The 21131-nt window shown below is 38.7% G+C and carries 21 protein-coding genes; 9 read left to right on the top strand and 12 right to left on the bottom strand.

Features of this window, described 5'->3' with window-relative positions; translation table 11 throughout:
• Positions 1–84: 84 nt before the first annotated feature.
• Positions 85–1554 carry a murein DD-endopeptidase MepM gene (mepM, locus tag AC6H22_RS01055; protein WP_192885349.1) on the bottom strand — a complete coding sequence of 490 codons (1470 nt, stop codon included), beginning with the start codon at positions 1552–1554 and terminating at the stop codon, positions 85–87.
• 177 nt (positions 1555–1731) lie between these two features.
• On the opposite strand from mepM, the gene znuC reads away from it, so the two are divergent.
• From znuC to tilS, 5 genes are all read left to right on the top strand, one after another.
• Positions 1732–2538 carry a zinc ABC transporter ATP-binding protein ZnuC gene (gene znuC / locus AC6H22_RS01050; protein ID WP_118817451.1) on the top strand — a complete coding sequence of 269 codons (807 nt, stop codon included), beginning with the start codon at positions 1732–1734 and terminating at the stop codon, positions 2536–2538.
• Positions 2538–3323 carry a zinc ABC transporter permease subunit ZnuB gene (gene znuB, locus AC6H22_RS01045; protein ID WP_005628564.1) on the top strand — a complete coding sequence of 262 codons (786 nt, stop codon included), beginning with the start codon at positions 2538–2540 and terminating at the stop codon, positions 3321–3323. Before znuC ends, znuB begins: the two co-directional genes overlap by 1 nt.
• 88 nt (positions 3324–3411) lie before the next feature.
• On the top strand, positions 3412–4359 hold the full coding sequence (gene accA, locus AC6H22_RS01040) for an acetyl-CoA carboxylase carboxyl transferase subunit alpha (RefSeq protein WP_005628566.1): 948 nt from the start codon (positions 3412–3414) through the stop codon (positions 4357–4359).
• 73 nt (positions 4360–4432) lie between these two features.
• On the top strand, positions 4433–5299 hold the full coding sequence (pdxY, locus tag AC6H22_RS01035) for a pyridoxal kinase (RefSeq protein WP_005628568.1): 867 nt from the start codon (positions 4433–4435) through the stop codon (positions 5297–5299).
• Entirely contained in the window at positions 5299–6591 is a 1293-nt protein-coding gene (gene tilS / locus AC6H22_RS01030; protein ID WP_005628570.1) for a tRNA lysidine(34) synthetase TilS, read from the top strand. Before pdxY ends, tilS begins: the two co-directional genes overlap by 1 nt.
• A 7-nt stretch (positions 6592–6598) precedes the next feature.
• On the opposite strand, the gene mutH is transcribed toward tilS, so the two are convergent.
• From mutH to AC6H22_RS01015, 3 genes are all read right to left on the bottom strand, one after another.
• Entirely contained in the window at positions 6599–7270 is a 672-nt protein-coding gene (gene mutH / locus AC6H22_RS01025) for a DNA mismatch repair endonuclease MutH (protein ID WP_005628573.1), read from the bottom strand.
• Positions 7267–7806 (bottom strand): methylated-DNA--[protein]-cysteine S-methyltransferase, encoded by a 540-nt coding sequence (locus AC6H22_RS01020; protein ID WP_005628574.1) that lies wholly within the window; start codon positions 7804–7806, stop codon positions 7267–7269. The genes mutH and AC6H22_RS01020 overlap by 4 nt, the downstream gene beginning before the upstream one ends.
• A gap of 89 nt (positions 7807–7895) precedes the next feature.
• Positions 7896–9266, bottom strand: a complete 1371-nt coding sequence (locus AC6H22_RS01015; protein ID WP_032825718.1) for an outer membrane protein transport protein — start codon at positions 9264–9266, stop codon at positions 7896–7898.
• A 207-nt stretch (positions 9267–9473) separates the two neighbouring features.
• On the opposite strand from AC6H22_RS01015, the gene AC6H22_RS01010 reads away from it, so the two are divergent.
• Together AC6H22_RS01010 and purM are read left to right on the top strand one after the other, a co-directional pair.
• Positions 9474–9761 (top strand): YfcZ/YiiS family protein, encoded by a 288-nt coding sequence (locus tag AC6H22_RS01010; protein ID WP_005628579.1) that lies wholly within the window; start codon positions 9474–9476, stop codon positions 9759–9761.
• A 138-nt stretch (positions 9762–9899) separates the two neighbouring features.
• Complete coding sequence (gene purM, locus AC6H22_RS01005; protein WP_005628580.1) at positions 9900–10937, top strand: phosphoribosylformylglycinamidine cyclo-ligase; 1038 nt, start codon at positions 9900–9902, stop codon at positions 10935–10937.
• 91 nt (positions 10938–11028) lie between these two features.
• On the opposite strand, the gene cpdA is transcribed toward purM, so the two are convergent.
• The 5 genes from cpdA to AC6H22_RS00980 all read right to left on the bottom strand — a co-directional run bounded on the left by cpdA (position 11029) and on the right by AC6H22_RS00980 (position 15686).
• Positions 11029–11853 carry a 3',5'-cyclic-AMP phosphodiesterase gene (gene cpdA, locus AC6H22_RS01000; RefSeq protein WP_005628581.1) on the bottom strand — a complete coding sequence of 275 codons (825 nt, stop codon included), beginning with the start codon at positions 11851–11853 and terminating at the stop codon, positions 11029–11031.
• Between the two features lie 9 nt (positions 11854–11862).
• Positions 11863–12495, bottom strand: coding sequence for an ADP-ribose diphosphatase (gene nudF, locus AC6H22_RS00995; protein WP_032825717.1), 633 nt, complete (start codon positions 12493–12495; stop codon positions 11863–11865).
• Between the two features lie 196 nt (positions 12496–12691).
• A complete protein-coding gene (gene xseA / locus AC6H22_RS00990; protein ID WP_497515205.1) occupies positions 12692–14011 on the bottom strand; it encodes an exodeoxyribonuclease VII large subunit in 1320 nt (439 codons plus the stop codon).
• A gap of 152 nt (positions 14012–14163) precedes the next feature.
• Positions 14164–15375 carry a ribosomal protein uL16 3-hydroxylase gene (locus AC6H22_RS00985; RefSeq protein WP_118817449.1) on the bottom strand — a complete coding sequence of 404 codons (1212 nt, stop codon included), beginning with the start codon at positions 15373–15375 and terminating at the stop codon, positions 14164–14166.
• 2 nt (positions 15376–15377) lie between these two features.
• On the bottom strand, positions 15378–15686 hold the full coding sequence (locus AC6H22_RS00980) for an RnfH family protein (RefSeq protein ID WP_111407544.1): 309 nt from the start codon (positions 15684–15686) through the stop codon (positions 15378–15380).
• Positions 15687–15863: 177 nt separating this feature from the next.
• Between AC6H22_RS00980 and pth the strand changes: the two genes are divergently transcribed.
• The gene (pth, locus tag AC6H22_RS00975) at positions 15864–16448 is read left to right on the top strand and encodes an aminoacyl-tRNA hydrolase (RefSeq protein WP_118817448.1); all 585 of its coding nucleotides are present in this window, start codon (positions 15864–15866) and stop codon (positions 16446–16448) included.
• Positions 16449–16495: 47 nt separating this feature from the next.
• Positions 16496–17587: a redox-regulated ATPase YchF gene (ychF, locus tag AC6H22_RS00970; RefSeq protein ID WP_005627284.1), complete on the top strand. Its 1092-nt coding sequence runs from the start codon at positions 16496–16498 to the stop codon at positions 17585–17587.
• Positions 17588–17636: 49 nt separating this feature from the next.
• On the opposite strand, the gene rnd is transcribed toward ychF, so the two are convergent.
• From rnd to AC6H22_RS00955, 3 genes are read right to left on the bottom strand one after another with little or no spacing between them, the layout of a single operon-like run.
• A complete protein-coding gene (gene rnd, locus AC6H22_RS00965; protein ID WP_005627283.1) occupies positions 17637–18779 on the bottom strand; it encodes a ribonuclease D in 1143 nt (380 codons plus the stop codon).
• Positions 18780–18834: 55 nt separating this feature from the next.
• Positions 18835–20523: a long-chain-fatty-acid--CoA ligase FadD gene (gene fadD, locus AC6H22_RS00960; protein ID WP_005627282.1), complete on the bottom strand. Its 1689-nt coding sequence runs from the start codon at positions 20521–20523 to the stop codon at positions 18835–18837.
• 42 nt (positions 20524–20565) lie between these two features.
• Entirely contained in the window at positions 20566–21117 is a 552-nt protein-coding gene (locus tag AC6H22_RS00955) for a Slp family lipoprotein (RefSeq protein WP_005627281.1), read from the bottom strand.
• Positions 21118–21131: the final 14 nt, after the last annotated feature.

The following is a 21131-nucleotide window of genomic DNA, read 5'->3' as shown; positions in this document are numbered from 1 at the left end:
ATAGTTTTTTTACATAAAGGTGTAAATATTATTTTACACATTAGGGAATGAAAATGCGGTCGTATTTGACCGCACTTTATATGATTATAATTTTAACATTCGCTCTGCTTCACGTGCACGAACAAGGAATTGTTTACGTTCGGCAGTTCCCATACCACTACTTGTACCAGGCAATTTAACCGTCAACGGATTGACCGCCCGTCCATTAATATGGAATTCATAGTGTAGATGTGGTCCTGTTGAAATTCCGGTATTACCAGAAAGCGCAATTCTCTCACCTTTTTTAATTTCTTGTCCTGCGCGTACAAGCGGTTTACTTAAGTGCATATAAACAGTCTCATACTCACGACCATGGCGCATAACAATATAACGTCCAGCACCTCCAGCCTGATATGCCACTTTTTCAACTACGCCATCTGCAGGGGCGATAATCGGTGTACCTTGAGAAACGGAGAAATCCACACCTTTATGCGGTCGTACACGCCCAGTTACTGGATGGCGACGATTCGGATTAAATGATGAAGAAACTCGCGCTTGTCGTTGCAATGGATAACGAGCAAAACCTTTACCTAAGGTTTCCCCTTGTTGGCTATAGTAACGACCATTGGCAGCCTGAACTGCATAATAACTCTTACCTTCAGACGAAATATGTAACGCTTCAACATTACCTTGACCAGTCAGTTTATCGCCTAAATATTCGCGAGAAACTAAAATTGCAAATTTAGTCCCCTTTTTCAACTTCTGAATGCTCACTTGCCATTGAAGTGCGGTGGTTAATTGGTTGATTTGACGATTATCCAATCCCTGAGCTTTTAAACTAGTTGCAAACGTTCCGTTAATTTCACCTTTTAATACTTCTTTTCGCCAAACACTTGTTTTTTCAACAACTTGACGTTTAAACTTACCACCTTCAACACGTTCATAAATGCGTTCTTCTTTTTCAGATACAAGCCAATTTAAATATTCTAGTTCATCATTTTTATCTAAAATCCAATAGAACTGTTGACCCGCTTTCAAATTTGCCAATTCCCCGTCCACAGCAATTAAACGCTGTGCGGTATCATCTTCCAAACCAGAAAGTTCCAATACGTCTTTTAGGCTATCGCCACGCGTCACAGTATGGCTAAATTGATCGGTAATACGAATTGCTTGATCGGCAGCATCTAATAAGCCACTTAATGCATCTTGTGCATTTTGCGGCAAATTATCCAGTTCATCTGTTGAAGGCTTCACTTCATCAACTTCATCATCTTTAGCCTGTAATTCATCATCATAAGATGTTGCATCTTCATCATTAAGATGCCCAGTTGCCTGATGCTCAACTGAAGTGTGTACTGTTTTTTCTTCTTGTTTATTTGAGGTATTTAATGATTGATATTCAACATTATCTACCACCGCTGGAATAACTTGTTCCGGTGAATCATGATGTTCTGAATTATCTTTTAGAGTAAGTAAAATCCCTGAGAAAATCAGTAAAATAGCAATAAAAAACACTCCCTCTTTAATACGAGAGCGTTTTTTTCTTCTATCTCTAGCTAATTTTACGTGTTGCACAAGGATTCCTAAAATAAAAAAGTTTTCAGCATTCAGACTACATATTATAAAGAAAATTCATTTCTACGGGAAAAGCATTATTCAAACGCTTAAATATTCGACATTGGCTAGAAAATCTTGAGAATTCTATAAAAATGCGTTATTTTCCCCAACCATTGTTGAAAACACGGCGATTTTATGAATATCACAGCCATTCGCAACGAGCAAAACCAACAACCGCTCATTCAATTAAAAAATATCAATGTGGTTTTCGCACAAAAAACTGCACTACAAAATATTAATTTAAATATTTATCCGAATTCTATTATCACTATTGTTGGGCCAAATGGTGGCGGCAAATCAACGTTATTAAAAACCTTATTAAAACTACAAACGCCCACTTCTGGCGAAGTCATTTACAGTAAAAATGTTCGCATTGGTTATGTACCACAAAAAATCCATTTGGATCATAGTTTGCCTATTACGGTTGAGAGATTTCTTTCACTAAAAAAAGGTCTTAAAACACAAGAAATATCCATCGCACTTGAGCAACTTTCAATTTCACATTTACGCAAAAGTAATATGCAAAAACTTTCTGGCGGTGAAATGCAACGCGTATTATTGGCGCGTGCAATTTTAAATAAACCAAATTTACTTGTGCTAGACGAACCCACTCAAGGCGTAGACATTACTGGACAAGCAGAGCTTTATCAGCTCATTCATCAAACCCAACAAAAATTAAATTGTGCCGTATTGATGGTATCACACGATTTACACATTGTGATGGCGGATAGTAAAGAAGTATTGTGTATTAACCAACATATTTGCTGTGCTGGCACGCCTGATGTTCTCTCAAATGATCCAACATTTATGCGTTTATGGGGAAATCAGCTCGCACAAAATGTCGGCTTTTATACCCATCATCATAATCATCACCACACCTTACACGGTGATGTGTGCGGTTGTAATTCATCAGCAGTGCATTGTCAAAATAAGGATAAATAATGTTTGAGATTTTATTTCCTGCCCTTTTAACAGGCATTTTGCTTTCGCTAATTACCGCGCCACTTGGCGTATTTGTGGTGTGGCGGAAAATGGCTTATTTTGGCGACACCCTTTCTCATTCTGCCTTGCTCGGTGTGGCATTAGGTATTTTCTTACAAGTCAATCCTTACATTGCGATTATCGTGCTGACCTTGATTCTTGCTATCGCAATGGTGTGGTTAGAAAGCAACACGCAATTTTCCATTGATACCTTGCTCGGCATTATCGCCCATAGCTGCTTATCTCTCGGAGTTGTGACAGTGGGATTACTACAAAATGTAAGAGTAGATTTGATGAGTTACTTATTTGGGGATTTGCTCGCAATTAATTATACCGATTTAATTTATATTGGGATTGGTGTGATAATAGTGCTTTCAACATTAATTTACTTTTGGCAATCCTTACTTTCCACCACCGTATCGCCAGAACTCGCGCAAGTTGAAGGCATTAATATCAAAAAAATGCGTTTTATTTTGATGATATTAACCGCATTGACTATTGCCTTGAGCATGAAATTTGTCGGTGCATTAATTATCACATCCTTATTAATAATCCCTGCGGCAACCGCTCGTCGTTTTGCGAGAACGCCAGAATCTATGGTGGGCAGGGCAATTGTAGTCAGTATGTTATCGATTATAGCTGGGCTAATATTATCAGCCTTTTATGATACCGCTGCTGGGCCTTCCGTTGTCATTTGTTCCGCATTTTTATTTGTCTTATCACTCTTCAAAAAAGAGCGATTATAAGCTTGCCCAACCAGTGAAAACCATTTGCGCCACAGTTTAATTCTTGATAAAGTGCGGTCAATTTTTACGGTCTTTTTAGGATAAGAAAATGAGCCAAGAATATTTAGATTTTGAATTGCCGATTGCAGAATTAGAAGCAAAAATTGAAGCATTACGTGCAGCATCGGATGATAAAGTTGATTTGACTGATGAAATCAAACGCTTACAAAAGAAAAGTAACGAACTCACTAAAAAAACCTTTGCTAACCTCGATGCTTGGCAAGTTTCACGTATGGCGCGTCATCCAAACCGCCCTTATACATTAGATTATATCGAACATATTTTTACTGAATTTGAAGAACTTGCAGGTGATCGCGCATTTGCTAATGATAAAGCGATCGTGGGCGGTCTTGCACGTTTAGATGGTCGCCCAGTGATGGTGATTGGTCATCAAAAAGGTCGTTCCGTAAAAGAAAAAGTACAACGCAATTTTGGTATGCCGGCACCTGAAGGCTATCGTAAAGCGTTACGTTTAATGGAAATGGCTGAACGTTTTAAATTGCCAATTATCACATTTATTGATACCCCAGGAGCTTATCCAGGTATTGGCGCAGAAGAGCGCGGTCAAGCGGAAGCTATCGCTCGCAACTTACGCGAAATGGCGCAACTTACCGTTCCCGTTATTTGTACCGTTATCGGTGAAGGCGGTTCTGGCGGTGCATTAGCTATTGGCGTGGGCGATAAAGTGAATATGTTACAGTATTCCACTTATTCTGTTATTTCTCCAGAAGGCTGTGCTTCTATTCTTTGGAAAAGTGCAGAAAAAGCATCAACCGCAGCTGAAGTAATGGGATTAACTGCAAGCCGTTTAAAAGAATTAAATCTCATCGACAGCATTGTGCAAGAACCTTTGGGTGGAGCACATCGTAATTATGCGAAAATGTCTGAAAACTTAAAACTTCGTTTAAAAGAAGATTTAGCAGAGCTCGATGGACTAAGCAAAGAAGAATTATTAAATAGACGCTATGAACGTTTAATGTCTTACGGTTATTGCTAACTAACATTCTAAAAGAGCGGTGATTTTTGCCGCTCTTTTTTGATCTAAATATAACAACAAAGGAGCAAACACAATGAAAAACGTACTTTCGATCCAATCCCACGTGGTCTATGGTTTTGCGGGTAACAAATCCGCGACTTTTCCAATGCAGTTGTTAGGCGTAGATGTATGGGCATTAAATACCGTTCAATTTTCTAATCACACCCAATACGGAAAATGGACAGGCATGGTCATTCCACAAGAACAAATCCGAGAAATTGTGACCGGACTCGATAACATTGAAAAACTACAAGAATGTGATGCCTTGTTATCTGGTTACTTGGGTTCTGCGGAACAAGTTGATCAAATTCTTTTTGCCTTAGAACAAATCAAACTGCGTAATCCAAATGCGCTTTATTTATGCGACCCTGTAATGCCACATCCGAAAAAAATCTGCGTGGTTGCCAATGGTGTTCGCGAGGCTCTTATTGAAAAAGCGATTCCAGTGGCAGACATTATGACGCCAAACTTGCATGAATTGCGTCAGCTCACAGAATTCCCAATTAATACCTTTGATGATGTGTTAAAAGCAGTGAATGCGCTGATTGCAAAAGGCGTGAAGAAAGTTCTTGTTAAACATTTAGGCAGTGCGGGTAAAATTAACGATCCTGATACATTTGAAATTATTATGGCAACCCCAGAGGGTGTTTGGCATTTAAACCGTCCGCTTTATAAATTTAACTTTGAACCTGTTGGTGTGGGTGATTTAATTGCGGGGACTTTCTTAGCAAATTTACTCAATGGCAAATCTGATGTAGAAGCCTTTGAAGCTATGAATAATGAAGTAGCGGGCGTAATGAAAACCACCTTTGAACTGGGTTCTTACGAATTACAAACCATTGCCGCACGTTTTGAAATTCTCAATCCAAGCAGCCATTATAAAGCTGAAAAAGTTGCCTAATGGACTTACTTTCAGACATTGAAAAACAACTCAAACAAACCACCTATCAAGCATTTCTTATTGCCTTGAGTGGTGGTTTGGACTCCACTGTACTTCTTTCTTTATTTGCAAAGCTTCGTCAAAAACAACCGCACTTACCGCCTTTATCAGTACGAGCAATCCACATTCATCACGGATTAAGCCAAAACGCAGATAATTGGGCCAAACACTGCCAAAACTTATGTGATCAATTTCAAATTCCGTTGATTATCGAGCGCGTACAAGTAGATAAAACCAATGGTATTGAGGCTGGGGCGCGTGAAGCACGCTATCAAGCCATAAAAAAACATCTTCAAACACAAGAAATACTCGTCACAGCGCATCATCTAAACGATCAAACAGAAACCTTTTTCTTAGCCCTAAAACGTGGCAGCGGACTACAAGGCTTAGGCGCAATGCAACAACAAAGCGTATTATTCGGCATGCCAATTTTACGTCCTTTGTTAGGCTTTACTCGCACACAGTTAGAAGATTATGCACAAAAAGAAAATCTCAACTGGATTACAGATGAAAGTAATGAGGATAATAGATATGATCGTAATTTCTTGCGCAATGAAACTTTGCCAAAATTACGTGAACGCTGGGCTCATTTTGATTTAGCCGTACAACGTTCCGCACAACATTGTTTTGAACAGCAACAATTAATTAATGATTTATTGAGCGAATCCTTTGCAGAACATTGTCAAATTAAAAACCAATTTAAACTGCTCCAATTTCGCCAATATTCACCTGCAAAACAAACCGCACTTTTGCGTATGTGGCTTGCCGAAAACCAACTTGAAATGCCAAGTAAACGCCAGCTTACACAACTTATTAATGATGTTGTTTTTGCAAAAGAAGAGGCAAATCCTCAATTTCAGCTTGTAAATAAAGTTATTCGACGTTATCAAGATAGTTTATATTTAACTAAGCCGTTTTCAGATCTAACTAAATACACCCTAAAATTAGAACAAAACACGCTAAGTTTACCTGATGATTTAGGGAATCTCACAATTCAAGAAAATGAACACAATCTGATTTTCTACTGGCAGGATTACTCTATTACACTAGACAAAACAGACTTGCCTATTTCTATCCGCTTTAGCTATTCGGGCAAAGTTAAACATCATCCGAAACGCCCAAGAGAAGATATAAAAAAAATCTGGCAAGAATTAGGCGTGCCAGTTTGGGAACGAAATCGGATCCCTTTAGTTTTTTATGGCAACAAACTAAAAAGTGCGGTAGGTTTTTTTCGTGTTTTTGACGAATATTAAAATCAAGTTAAAGCGAATTTACATCTAAAAACGCTTTCAAAATTTGAGCAGTGAATTCTTTTCTTAGATAAAAACCTAAAGGCAAGGTATCTATAATTTCGCCATTTTTTCCTATGCCTTTTGTCACAGCACGGCTATTTGCACCCTTCGGGCGAAGTTGCATAACCTCCCCAATTCGAGCGGTAATCTGCTCCAATTTGCCAAGTACAATTAAATCCATCAATTCTTCCCAATCTTTTCGTAATTGATGATCCTGTTCACTCGAAGGTTGCCATAAGATAGGTTGGCCAATATGCCGCTCACGCAAAGGAATATCACGACTGCCTTCAATGGGAATCCACAAGACTTTCGATAATTTATGACGAACGTGTGAATTTTCCCAATTCACTCCCGAATTTTGAACTAAAGGTGCAAGGCTCACAAATGTAGTTTCTAACGGAAAGCCTTCTGCATTAATGGGTAACGTTTTTAATTCAATGCCTAAATGGGAAAAATCCTGCTCTGCTTTACTGCCAGCAGTCGCTCCTAATGCGATTTCGAGTAACATTCCAACCCACCCTTTATCGCGTTTTAAATCGGGTGGAACGGGAATATTTAACTCATCTGCAAGTTCGCCAAAGGTTAACCCCGCAATAGATTGTGCTTTTTCTAATAAGGCTTGTTCGGTTTGTGGGATCATTCGTGGTATTTCTTCAATAATTTCGGTTTAACGTATTCTACGCCTTTGTCTATGTAAGGAATATTTTCTAGTTTCAATAAAAAGCGTTTTGCCGGCAATCCACCACCAAAACCGGTGATTTCACATTTTTTCCCTAATACACGATGACATGGAATGATAATACTAATTGGATTACTCCCAACAGCACCGCCAACGGCTCGCACCGCCTTAGAGTTATTAATACTTTCGGCTAATCCACCATAACTGGCTGTTTTACCATAAGGAATTTGACGCAATGCTGTCCAAATCGCTTGTTGAAATGCGGTACCTTTAGGCGATAAAGGTATATCGGAGAAACTTTCTGGCTCGCCATTAAAATAACGCCTTAAAGCGCACCGTACTTTTTCAAAAAGCGGTAAATCTTCTCGTAAAATCCAATTTGGATTTGGCGTGGTTTGTTCTAACTCACAATCTAAATTTGTAAGGTTTTCACCATCAGAAAGCATTAATAACCGACCAATTGGTGAATCCATATAAGCATAAAAAAGTGCGGTCATTTTTCTCTCATTTTTATGAAGTCATATAAGAAAAAAGCACACCGAACATACATTCGGTGTGCTACGTATTATGCTAAATTTTTTACAAATTAGAAACTGTAGTTTAAGTTTAAACCGTAAAGGTTAGCACTTGCTTTAGACGTATAGTTTGCTGTAACAGTCGCTAAGTTGCTAATTGATTGTTTCTCGGTAAAGTTAAGTTTTTTACCACGTAAGTGAGCAAAGCCCGCATCAATAGAAAGATTCGGGGTAAATTTATAAGTTGCTCCTACGCTATACCACATACGATCAGTATCAGGAATAGACGCACTTGCGTGTTCAGTTGGCGCTGCTGCTTCATCATAAGCAATACCTGCACGAACTGTTAATTTATCATTCACGTCATAGGTTGCACCTAATGCATAACGAGAGTTGCTACGGTATTTTTCATCTTTATGGAAAGCCACTTCACCATCATTAAATGTTGCGTGTAACTCTTTGAAACGGCTCCAATGTGTAAATTTGTAGCTATAGTGCAATGCCAAATTATCTGTAACTTGGTGGAAACCTGATAATTCTAAATAATCTGGTAAGTGTAGTGTTAATCCACCTTTTGCTGGGCCTTGGCCGCGAAGTGTACGGCTCGCACTCACCGCATTATCATCTTCAAAATCGATATCGACTTTTGAGTGATAGGCTAAACCAACTCGGTTGCGCTCATTAAACTCATAGGCTAAACCTGCGTTCCAACCAAAACCCCATGCATTTTTATCTTGTAAGTGGGTTAATACAGTTTCTTTATTCACACCTTGTAATTTTGCTAAAGAAGCGGCGGCGTTTGGTGAAACTTGTCCATTTCTCACTAATGCAGGAAGTAATGGTGCAACATTTTTCACTGCATCACTTAAAATACCAGCACGACGCTCAATTTCCGCTTTTGCATAAACTGCATTTAACCCCACACCAGCAGTTAAACCTTGAGAAACACGATATGAACCGCTTAAATTTAAGTTAATCGCGCTTAAATCGGTTTTACCGCCGAATACACCTGCATTGTAATCTGATTCATATTCACTTTTTAATCCAAAATTCACATTCATACCACCACCAATGGCAAATTTGTCATTAATTGGTGCCACAAAATACATATTTGGAATCAATGAACCAGGAACAACACTATTATGAGCTGCAGAACCAACAGCAACGGTACGACCTAGTGCATTAACTGTAACTGGACCACTCATGTGAATTTTAGAATCCACATAAACGCCCCCAACAGAAAATTGATTCGTTTTAAATAAACTCATCAACGCTGGGTTCGTTGCCACTACAGATGCATTATCTGCTACTGCTGCATTACCTGCATAAGCCATACCAAGACCCGAAGTCGATACTTCCGCCAATTGAAACGCTGCAGCATTTGCCCCACCAGCAGCGAATAACATTGCAGTTACTAAGACAGATTGATTAAATTTTTTCATTTGGAAACCTTTGTTATAAATAAAAATCTGGGCGATTCTAAAACCCGAATCTATTGAGTGCAAATCCATTTCCTTGTTTTTATTAGAGTTCCGACCAGTTAGCGGGAACTTTTTGCATTTAATGGGCTATTTTGTTCAATTTTTGTCATTTATGGACAAACAGAAAAATGATAAAATGCACAAAAATATTCATATAAGGAAAAGAAAATGACCGTAAAATGCAAAGCAGAAGAATCCTTAACTTGTAGCTGTGTTGATGTAGGCACGATTATTGATGGCTCTGACTGCACCGTAGAAGTACATCAAGTTTATAACACAGAAGCTGATGCTAATGCGGCGCTTGAACGATTAACGAAGAAAGCGCGCGATACAGAAAGTGATCCTTGCGAAATTAAAAGCGAAATCGTGGCGGTTGAAAACGGTGTTCAATTAAATGCCTCTTTTACTTTTAGTTGCCAAGCAGAAGCGATGATTTTTGAACTCGCAAATCGTTAAAAACAATGAGAAACTCGACCGCACTTTTTCTAAAGTGCGGTCTTTTTTTATCTCAAAATTTAAATCGCAAACGTTTGCTTAAGCTGTTAAAATAAATGGCAATTTATTTTTCAATACTTATCGATATAGGAAAACACTGTGAGCAAACAATCATTAAGCTATAAAGATGCCGGAGTTGACATTAATGCTGGCAATGCCTTGGTTGAACGAATTAAACCAGAAGTAAAACGTACCACTCGTGCAGAAGTGATCGGGGGATTAGGTGGGTTTGGCGCCTTATGTGCGATACCAAGCAAATATAAAGAACCTGTTTTAGTATCTGGCACCGATGGAGTCGGCACGAAATTACGCTTAGCCATTGATTTAAAAAAACACGACACGATTGGCATTGATTTGGTCGCTATGTGTGTCAATGATTTAGTCGTTCAAGGTGCTGAACCACTATTTTTCTTAGATTATTATGCAACAGGAAAACTAGATGTTGATGTAGCTGCTGACGTTGTAAAAGGAATTGCAGATGGTTGTGTGCAATCGGGTTGTGCATTAGTGGGTGGCGAAACAGCAGAAATGCCTGGCATGTATCATGAAGGCGATTATGATTTAGCTGGATTCTGTGTAGGCGTTGTAGAAAAATCTGAAATTATTGATGGTAGCCGTGTAAAAAATGGTGATGCGTTAATTGCCTTAGGTTCCAGTGGCCCACATTCAAACGGTTATTCTTTAGTTCGTAAAGTGATTAATGTCGCGGGCGTTAATCCTGCAACAGAACTGCTTGATAATAAACCATTAAGCGAGCATTTACTTGCGCCAACAAAAATCTATGTCAAATCCGTGTTAGCACTTATTAAGCAATCCGATGTACATGCGATTGCGCATTTAACAGGTGGCGGGTTCTGGGAAAACATTCCGCGCGTATTGCCTAAAAACACCAAAGCAGTAATTGATGAAAAAAGCTGGGAATGGCCTTCCGTGTTTAATTGGTTACAAGAAAAAGGCAATATCGACACATATGAAATGTACCGAACCTTCAATTGTGGTGTGGGCATGGTAATTGCACTTCCTCAGGAACAGGTCGAAACTGCATTAGCGATCTTAAAACAAGCGGGTGAGAATGCATGGTTAATCGGGCGTATTGAACACGCTGAAGACGATGCTGAACAAGTTGTGATTGCGTAATAAAATCATAAAAAAATGGTACAGATTTACTGATGTGTACCATTTCTAACGAGAAAAAAGTGCGGTGAATTTTCACCGCACTTCAATTTGATTAATACCCTTCTTCTTGCATATTCGGCAAAAATTCCGCTTGCTGAATGCGCTTTACTTCCGTACGAATTGAACCATCTGAATGTAGCTCAATTTCACGCCAACCTGGCTGTAACGTATCAAGAGAAAAATACTGGCAATCAGGTTTAAATTGAATACAAGTCGCTGGTGTTGCCATCACTTGATAACCATTCCATTCACTGTTTACTTCTTGATGAATATGCCCATACAAAATAGCCTTCACATTAGTAAAAGGCGCAAGCACTTCTGCCAATTCGTGAGAATTACGAAGGTTATGTTGATCAAGCCATGCAGAATTAGTTGGTAATAAATGATGGTGTAATACAACTAACGTATAACGTTCAGGATTTTTTTCTAAGGTTTCTTTTAATAAATCGAGTTGATACTGACTTAGTTGTCCATGCGGCACACCATACACTTGGCTATCCAACAATAAAGCTTGCCAATGTTCGCCTAGTAGAAGATGTTTTGCTCCATCCATTGGCAACTGATTTAAGAATTCCGCCATTTTAGGCTGAAAATCGTGATTTCCCGGAATCCAAAACACAGGTTTATTGAAAGGTTTCATCATTTTTACAAAACGAGTGTAACCCTCATCACTACTATCCTGCACAAGATCGCCTGTAGCAAGAATCACATCAAATTCGTTATTTTCTTGCTGAATTTCCTTTAATACTTGAGCAAAACTTGCTTGTGTATTTACCCCCAATAATTCCGCACTTTCATCTTTAAATAAATGGGGATCCGTAATTTGTAATAACTTAATAACAGGCTTTTCCGCCTGATAAACAAACGTATTTTTCATTAATGCCCCCTAACTACATTTCCAACTTTGTTGTAACTGAGCATAATTTAATTGAAGCCACTGCAATCCAATCACTGCAATGCCATTATCAATTTTCCCCTCGCACATCCATTGATACGCCTGTTCACGTTTTACTACGTGTACTCGAATGTCTTCATTTTCTTCAGCCAAACCATGAATACCTTTTGCTTGTGAACTATCAACCTCACCAGCAAACAAATGAATTCGCTCCACTGTTCCACCTGGGCTATCCCATACACTTAAGCAATGCGTTAAATTTTTTACTTGAATTCCCGCTTCTTCTTCACTCTCACGCAAAGCAACGTCTTCCGGGTTTTCACCTTTTTCCACCATGCCTGCAATTAATTCGAGTAACCAAGGCGAACGATGAGATTCAGGATAATAAGCCGCGCCAATACGAACTTGTTCAACTAAAATCACCGAATCTTCTTTTGGATCATAAGCGATGACGGCAGAGGCTGCACCTTTAATAAGTAATTCACGCATTACTACATCGCTTTCACCACCAGCAAAAAGCTTATGTTTAAATTGAATTCGTTTGAGTGTGAAAAAACCTTCATACAAAGTTTGTTCACCCAATATTTCTATATCTTGTTGGCTAAAGTGTTGAATTTCTGACATCTTTTTCTCCAAAACTGCGCGCAAAATCATACGCTTAAAAGACTATAAAAAAAATAGAAGGTTTCCACTTTTTGTTGAAAGTTTGAAGTGAGTCACAAAAAAATAAAATGCCATGATTATTTATTCAACAATCACAGCATTCTTTTTTAGAAGTAAGCGAAACAGTATTTCACTCCATTTTTATGAAATAGGCATCCTACAAAACTTTACTCACAATTTTTCCATCAGCCACTTGAGTTGTAATTAAGTCCCCTTGATTGACATCTTTCATGCTAACAATGGCTTTACCTTGCGGGTTCTCTGCAATGGAATAACCTCTTGCCAATACCTTCAACGGGCTTAAACCATCCAATTTTCCGCATAACGTTGCCAGTTTATTTTGACGTTCTGTCACTTGGCGATTGACACAAAAATTTAACCGCACTTGTAACTGCTCTAAGCGTTGTTGATGACGTTGCACTCGATATGGCAATGGATTTTGTTTCAAACGAGAAGAAAGTGCGGTAAATTTTTGTTGTGTATTTTCAAATTGACGCCACATAGCAAGTTGCAAACGATGCATAAGCTGTTCATTTTTTACTTGTTGAGCTCGTAACTGATTCTGCGGATGCTGATTTTGCAATCGTAAGGTTAGCTGTTTCAAACGCTGGCTTTTTCGCGTAAATAAACGATCAAATGCCATATCTAAACGTTGCTGTTGATGGCGAAATTGTTGCAATAATTCATCTTGATTACGACTAACTAACTCTGCCGCTGCAGAAGGGGTCGGCGCACGAAGATCTGCAACAAAATCGGCAATCGTCACATCTGTTTCATGTCCCACCGCACTGATAATGGGTAAGGTTGAATGAAAAATCGCTCGCGCCACTTCTTCTTCATTAAAACACCAAAGATCTTCTAATGAACCACCACCACGCCCCACAATTAATACATCCACTTCTTGTCGCGCATTAGCAAGTTCAATCATTTGCACAATTTCTGCGGTCGCCTCTTTACCCTGAACCGCAGTGGGATAAATAACAACTTTTAAACTTGGATCACGGCGTGCCAAAATATGCAAAATATCTTGCAATGCTGCACCTGTAGAAGAAGTTATAATTCCAACCGCTTTACTAAAGTGCGGTAGATTTTTCTTGAGGTTTTGAGCAAATAATCCTTCCGCAGCCAACTTCATTTTTAACGCTTCAAATTGCTGTTGCAACAAGCCCTCGCCAGCAGGGTGCATAGAATCAATAATAAGCTGATAATCACCACGAGGCTCATATAAACTCACATTAGCACGCACAAGCACTTGCATCCCATTTTGCGGACGAAAAGCAACACGCAAATTTTTCATGCGAAACATCGCACAACGCACCTGAGCGTTTTCATCTTTCAGCGTTAAATACCAATGCCCAGACACAGGTTGCGTAAAATTGGAAATTTCACCCGTTAACCAAATTTGTGAAAATTTGCCCTCAAGCATCTGACGCGCAGCAGAGTTGAGTTGAGATACGGAATAAATATTGTCTGACATAGTTTGTTCTATATTAAAGGTAAAAGATAATCCCCCTCTTTAGCAAAGAGGGGGGAAGGGGAGATTTGGCAGAAGTAAAATCAACCTCGTAAGTAATTAAACATCGTTATCAAATCTCCCCCATCCCCTCTTTTCTAAAGAGGGGAGCTTGATTATTCTATAATTACCCAACCATCATCGACCCAGTTACAAATTGAATCCAACAACAAATCCATCGAAGTTTCAGGATCTTCGGTTTCATTCACTAAATTAGATAGAAATGCCCAATCCAAACTTTCACCATCAGATAAACGTTTCAATACTTCGGTCTCAATCACATTAAGTTCATCTAGCCATTCACCGTTCGCATAAATACGCAACGGATTTTCAGTGTAAAGCAATTTACAATTGTTGTCTTGAAAAAGGAATGCTCCATCCTCTTCTAAAATTGACCGAACTTCATCAGGATCACACATTTCATCAGAGACTAATAACTCGTAACGACGAGAACTCACCGCACTTGCTACGGCTTGTTTAAACAATGCATCAAAAGCTTCTGAATGAGCCAATTTATCTAATAAAAGCTGTTTCATTGCTTGAATATTTTCATCCGCAAGTTTACCTGTACGTTGTTCAGACTGGCTTAAACGTAGCGGCAAATCAAACTCACTTAAATTCAAATCAGGATCTTGATGACAAAAACCTTTGCTTATTCCATCAATCAAATTACTTAAATTTGGATAACGCAAGCCAAAAGAGAAGGTTAAACAATCATCTTCAGCTACGCCATAATGTGCCATACGCGCTGGAATATAGAGGATGTCGCCCGGATTCATCACTTCATCAATCACCAATTCGCCCATATCATCAAAAATTCGGATTGGCTGATTAGGTTTAAATTCGGTACTTGGATCACACCATTTACCTAATTGCCAACGACGATGACCATATCCTTGCACCAAGAATACATCATACTCATCATAATGCTTACCAACTGAGCCTCCTTTCGGTGCGTAAGACACCATAATGTCGTCACGTTGCCATTGAGGAATAAAGCCAAATTTATTCCAAAGTTGTCCTAATTCAGGCGACCATTGCTCCAAATTTTGAACCAACACCGACCATTTTTCTGGCAATTTTTGGAAATCCTTTTCGCTTAAAGGACTAAAAAAAACTTTCCAATCATCAGAAAATGTCTTCACTAAACGAGCGGTGACATCTTCATTTTGCGCGAGCTCAATAATATCTTGTGGCTCAAACTGCCCAACAATTTCAGGCAAACCGTTCCGAATCACAAGTGGCTTTTTCTGCCAATAATCACGTAGAAAAATTTCTGGCGTGATATGTTCAGGTAAACAAAAATCAACAGATGAAAGTGCGGTCATTTTTAAGCTCCTTTTTCTTTGTCTTTGGCTGCAGCTTGCTCTGCTGCACGCTTACGGCGAATTTCTTTCGGATCAGCAAGTAATGGACGATAAATTTCAATACGATCGCCCTCTTTTAATACATCAGTCAATTTTATTGGACGACTGAAAATCCCAATTTTATTTGTGCTCAAATCAATCTCTGGAAATTGGCTTAAAATCCCTGATTGCGTAATCGCCGTTTGCACGGTGATTCCTTCATCAAATTGAAAAGATTTCAAATAATAACGTTCGGGCAAAGCATAAGCGATTTCAATATTAATCTGATTCATTTTTACTTCTTTGTTAAAAAATTTTAACCATTATAACGGAAAAGTGCGGTGACTTTTAATGATAAATCACGAGCAATAACATCACTCAATTATAGCGGCTTGTTTTAGCGTTATAGATTGAGAATTTAAGGCTTTTTCGCTACAATACGCCACTATTTTTTACATCATCAAATAAAAATGTCAGAAATAAAACTCATTGTTGGTTTAGGAAATCCTGGCGATAAATATACCGATACGCGCCACAATGCGGGCGAATGGCTTATTGAACGCTTGGCACGTCGTTTTAACGTTTCGCTAAATCCAGAAAGTAAATTCTTCGGAAAAACTGCCCGCACTTTAGTGGATGGAAAAGAAGTTCGCCTTTTAGTGCCGACAACTTTTATGAATTTAAGCGGTAAAGCGGTTGGGGCATTGGCAAGTTTTTACCGTATTAAACCTGAAGAAATTTTAGTGATTCATGATGAATTAGATTTACCGCCAGGCACAGCAAAACTCAAACAAGGCGGTGGGCACGGCGGACATAACGGCTTAAAAGATATTGTGGCTCAATTAGGCAATAACAATAATTTCTACCGCTTACGTATTGGCATTGGACATCCAGGCCATCGTGATTTAGTGGCGGGTTATGTTTTAAATAAACCATCACCGGCAGATCGCGATGCACTTGAAAAAGTGCTAGATGAGGCAACCGATTGTGTAGAAATGATTTTCAAAGATGGAATGGTCAAAGCAACCAACCGTTTAAACAGTTTCAAAATTTAAAAGTGCGGTTAGTTTTACAACCGTTTTACTCAAAATAAGGAAAAATTATGGGATTCAAATGTGGTATTGTGGGATTGCCAAATGTCGGCAAATCTACTCTTTTTAACGCGCTCACTAAAGCTGGTATTGAAGCCGCAAACTATCCATTCTGTACTATCGAACCAAATACGGGTGTAGTACCAATGCCAGATCCGCGTTTAGATGCATTGGCAGAAATCGTTAAACCTGAACGCGTATTACCCACCACGATGGAATTCGTGGACATCGCAGGCTTAGTTGCGGGAGCAAGTAAAGGTGAAGGCTTAGGTAACAAATTCCTCGCTAATATTCGTGAAACCGATGCGATCGGCCACGTTGTTCGTTGCTTTGAAAATGACGATATCGTACACGTTGCGGGGAAAATTGACCCACAAGATGACATTGATACCATCAATACCGAATTAGCCTTAGCAGACTTAGACAGCTGCGAACGCGCGATTCAACGCTTACAAAAACGTGCCAAAGGTGGAGACAAAGAGGCTAAATTTGAACTTTCCGTTATGGAAAAAATCCTCCCTGTGCTTGAAAATGCTGGAATGATTCGCTCTGTTGGGTTAGATAAAGAAGAATTGCAAGCAATCAAGAGTTACAACTTCTTAACTTTAAAACCAACAATGTACATCGCAAACGTGAATGAAGATGGCTTTGAAAATAACCCATATTTAGATCGCGTTCGTGAAATTGCCGCAAAAGAAGGGGCGGTAGTTGTTCCTGTATGTGCAGCGATTGAATCTGAAATTGCAGAACTTGATGATGAAGAAAAAGTCGAATTTTTACAAGATTTAGGCATTGAAGAACCTGGATTGAACCGCGTAATTCGTGCTGGTTACGCACTTTTAAATCTTCAAACTTACTTTACCGCAGGCGTAAAAGAAGTACGAGCTTGGACAGTTTCAGTCGGCGCAACCGCACCAAAAGCAGCAGCTGTAATCCATACCGACTTTGAAAAAGGCTTTATCCGAGCAGAAGTTATCGCTTATGAAGACTTTATCCAATTCAACGGTGAAAACGGTGCAAAAGAAGCGGGTAAATGGCGTTTAGAAGGCAAAGATTACATCGTACAAGATGGCGATGTAATGCACTTCCGATTCAACGTATAAAAATACACAAAAAATAACCGCACTTTTTAAGTGCGGTTATTTGTTATGTTCACTTGATGAGATCAACTAACTTTTCACCAATAAGTTTGCGCCATCCAATCAGCAACTCTGGTAGTTTGTCTTGAGAACAATCATATTTCCAAACCCATTTAATCAATTCTTCTAAAGTTCGTTTACTTGCAACGATTTCAGGGGTTAAACCTTCCGGTGTTAAGCTATTCACTTTTTCTTGTAATAATCGAATTGTTTTTTTATAACGAGGATCTTCAGAAATACGTTCAATAGTTTTTGGATAGTCATTAGAAGAAACTCGTCTTGCTTGAGCAAGTAATTGCAAAATCTTTTTACCACGTACACGCACTTCATTTTCAGTTAATCCCATTTCTAACATTTCAGATGTATTACGTGGATTATTCTTTGCCACTTTCCAAAGATTATCTGATTTCACAATATAAGAAAGTGCTAAATCACGCTCTATTGCGACGTTTTGTCGCCACTGCGCCAAAATTCTTAAACGAGACAATTCTAATGGATTTAATTTCCAAACATTTGGAATGTCTAAATAAGCTTTTTCTGAATCTCGTTCTTGCAATTTATGCGTTTTAGAAATAGCAAGTTCGCAATCATCTCTTAGTGCTTGTTCCCAAGGTGTTTTCGCTAACTCTTTTTCAAGAATATGATAAAGCGGCAACAAATACCAAACATCACCTGCGGCATATTGAAGTTGAATATCAGAAAGGGGGCGCTTAATCCAATTGGTGCGAGTTGCGCCTTTATCGATTTCTACATTTAAGTATTGTTGTGCTAATTTAGCCAATCCTACTGATGTACCAAGCCCAAGAAAGCGCGCCATAATTTGCGTATCAATCATTGGGCGTGGAAGCTGATCAAATTCTTGTAAAAAAACCAATAAATCTTCACTACAAGAATGTAAGATTTTTAATACCTTAGGATTGGCTAATAGTGCAACAAAAGGCGAAAAATCCGTAATCGCTAAAGGATCAACTAAAGAGACGCGCTCGCCATCATAAAGCTGGATTAATCCCAATTTAGGAAAATAAGTGGAAACACGCATAAATTCTGTATCTAGGGCAACCGCACTTTGCTGCTGAGCTAAATTGCAAATTTCCAATAGCGCAGTATTATCCGTAATGACTGTAAAGTGCGGTAGATTTTGACATTCTTTTATCATAGTGATTTTTTATTTAAAAAGAACAAAAATGGGATATTGCTATCCCATTTTGACATTAATGTTTTGAACGTTTTGCGATCTCTTCATCGCGTAAAACCCGACGTAAAATCTTACCTACATTGGTTTTTGGCAGTTCGTCTCGGAACTCAATTTCTTTTGGTACTTTATAGCCAGTGAGATATTGGCGACAATGGTTTCGAAGTTCATCACGGGTTAAACTATCATCTTTTTTCACCACAAATACTTTAATCGTTTCACCAGAAACTTCATGAGGTACACCGATTGCCACGGCTTCGGCAACTTTGTAATTCAACATAACGACATCTTCAATTTCATTTGGATAGACATTAAAACCAGAAACCAAAATCATATCTTTTTTACGATCCACAATGCGTAAGCTATATGATTCATCCATAATGACAATATCGCCAGTTGCCATCCAACCATCTTTTAAAACTTCGCTAGTTGCTTCTGGTCGTTGCCAATAGCCTCGCATGACTTGGTCACCTTTAACCCATAATTCACCAGGCTCGCCAATTTTTGCGTCTAAACCATCATCTTTAATGATTTTTATATCAGTATTTGGCACTGGCACACCAATAGTGCCATTATGTTTCACAACATTAATCGGACAAGCAGCAATTAATGGCGAACACTCCGTCATTCCATAACCTTCAATGATGTTACAGCCCGTCAATTCATGCCAACGTGTTGCTACAGACTGTTGAATAGCCATACCGCCACCTACAGAAAGTTTTAAAGCTGAAAAATCAACTTCTTTGAAATTTTCATTATTTAATAGAGCATTAAATAAGGTATTCACACCCGTGATTGCTTCAAAACGATATTTTTTCAACTCTTTCACAAACCCTTCAATATCTCTCGGATTGGTGATTAAGATCGCCGTAACACCTAACTCTAAAAATAATAAGCAATTTACGGTTAAGGCAAATACGTGATAAAGGGGCAAAGCTAAAATAGCTGAGCGAGTTCGAGAATGATCACCGATAAATGGCTCTGCAATCCATTTTGCTTGAAATACATTGGTTATAATATTTCCGTGCGTCAGCATTGCACCTTTCGCTACCCCCGTTGTGCCGCCAGTATATTGTAAAAAGGCCAAATCTTCACGCTCCATTTCAGGACGAACATATTGGCGATATTTACCAATACTTAATACTTCTCGGAACGTCACTGCGTGCGGTAATTTATATTTCGGCACCAGTTTCTTCACATATTTCACAAAAAAATTGACTAAAGTACGTTTACCAAATGAAAGTTGATCGCCCATTCGGGTAAGAATAACGTGTTTAACATTGGTATTGAAAACGACTTTTTCCAAGGTAGAAGCAAAATTTGATACCACGACAATCGCTACCGCACCACTATCTTGCAACTGATGCTCTAATTCTCTCGGTGTATAAAGAGGATTCACATTTACTGCAATTAAGCCCGCACGCAAAATACCAAAAAGTGCGATAGGATATTGCAATAAATTTGGCATCATTAATGCCACACGATCACCACGTTGAAGTTTAAATTCATTTTGCAAATACGCGGCAAATGCACGACTACGCTCTTCTAATTTACGGAAAGTAAGTACTTGCCCCATATTAATGTAAGCGGGGCGATCTGGATGTTCGCGCACAGCTTTGTCGAACATATCCAAAATAGATTCATATTTTGAGGTATCCAGAAATTTTTCAGAACCTTCTGGATAATTTTGAAACCAAATTTTTTCCATTTTTAATCCTAATTTATTGGAAAATCTTTAAGATTTTATCATTTAATTCAAATAATAGCGAATTTCAGGCTGAACATACCAAGGGCGATGTCTCCATCTAAAAAATCCCCAATCATCGTCTTCATCCCAATCATCTGTCGGATAACCATAGGTGGTACTGAGTGTCCAAATACGGTATTTATCAGGTTGAATAACAGGATAAGTATAATCAGCTTGTTCTATCTTGCCTTTCTCTGTTCCAGCTAATAGCCCGCCCACAGTAATATAACGTTCTTTTAAATTTTCAGGGTCAACAAAACCATTGAAATACACGATGAATCGGCCATCTGATTGAAATTCAACGAATGGTTTACCTGAAATTGATGACACCGGTAAACTTAACACTTCAATTTTTGTTTGATTTGGTAAAACAGCCGCCTGAACAATTTTCCCGCCAAGTCGAACAGTTTTACAATGACAGGTTAAATCTTGAGGTGAAATATCGCGATAGGAATTAATAGAAAACCGCTCTTCTTCTAATCCTTTCGGCGGTACCATACAGCCTGTCAATCCCAAACAAAGTGCGGTAAAAAATAAGGTAATTTTTCCTTTCATTTTCTATCCTCCAG

It is taken from the genome of Haemophilus sp. THUN1690 (assembly GCF_059704375.1).
This window is presented reverse-complemented; position numbering and strand designations above follow the sequence as displayed.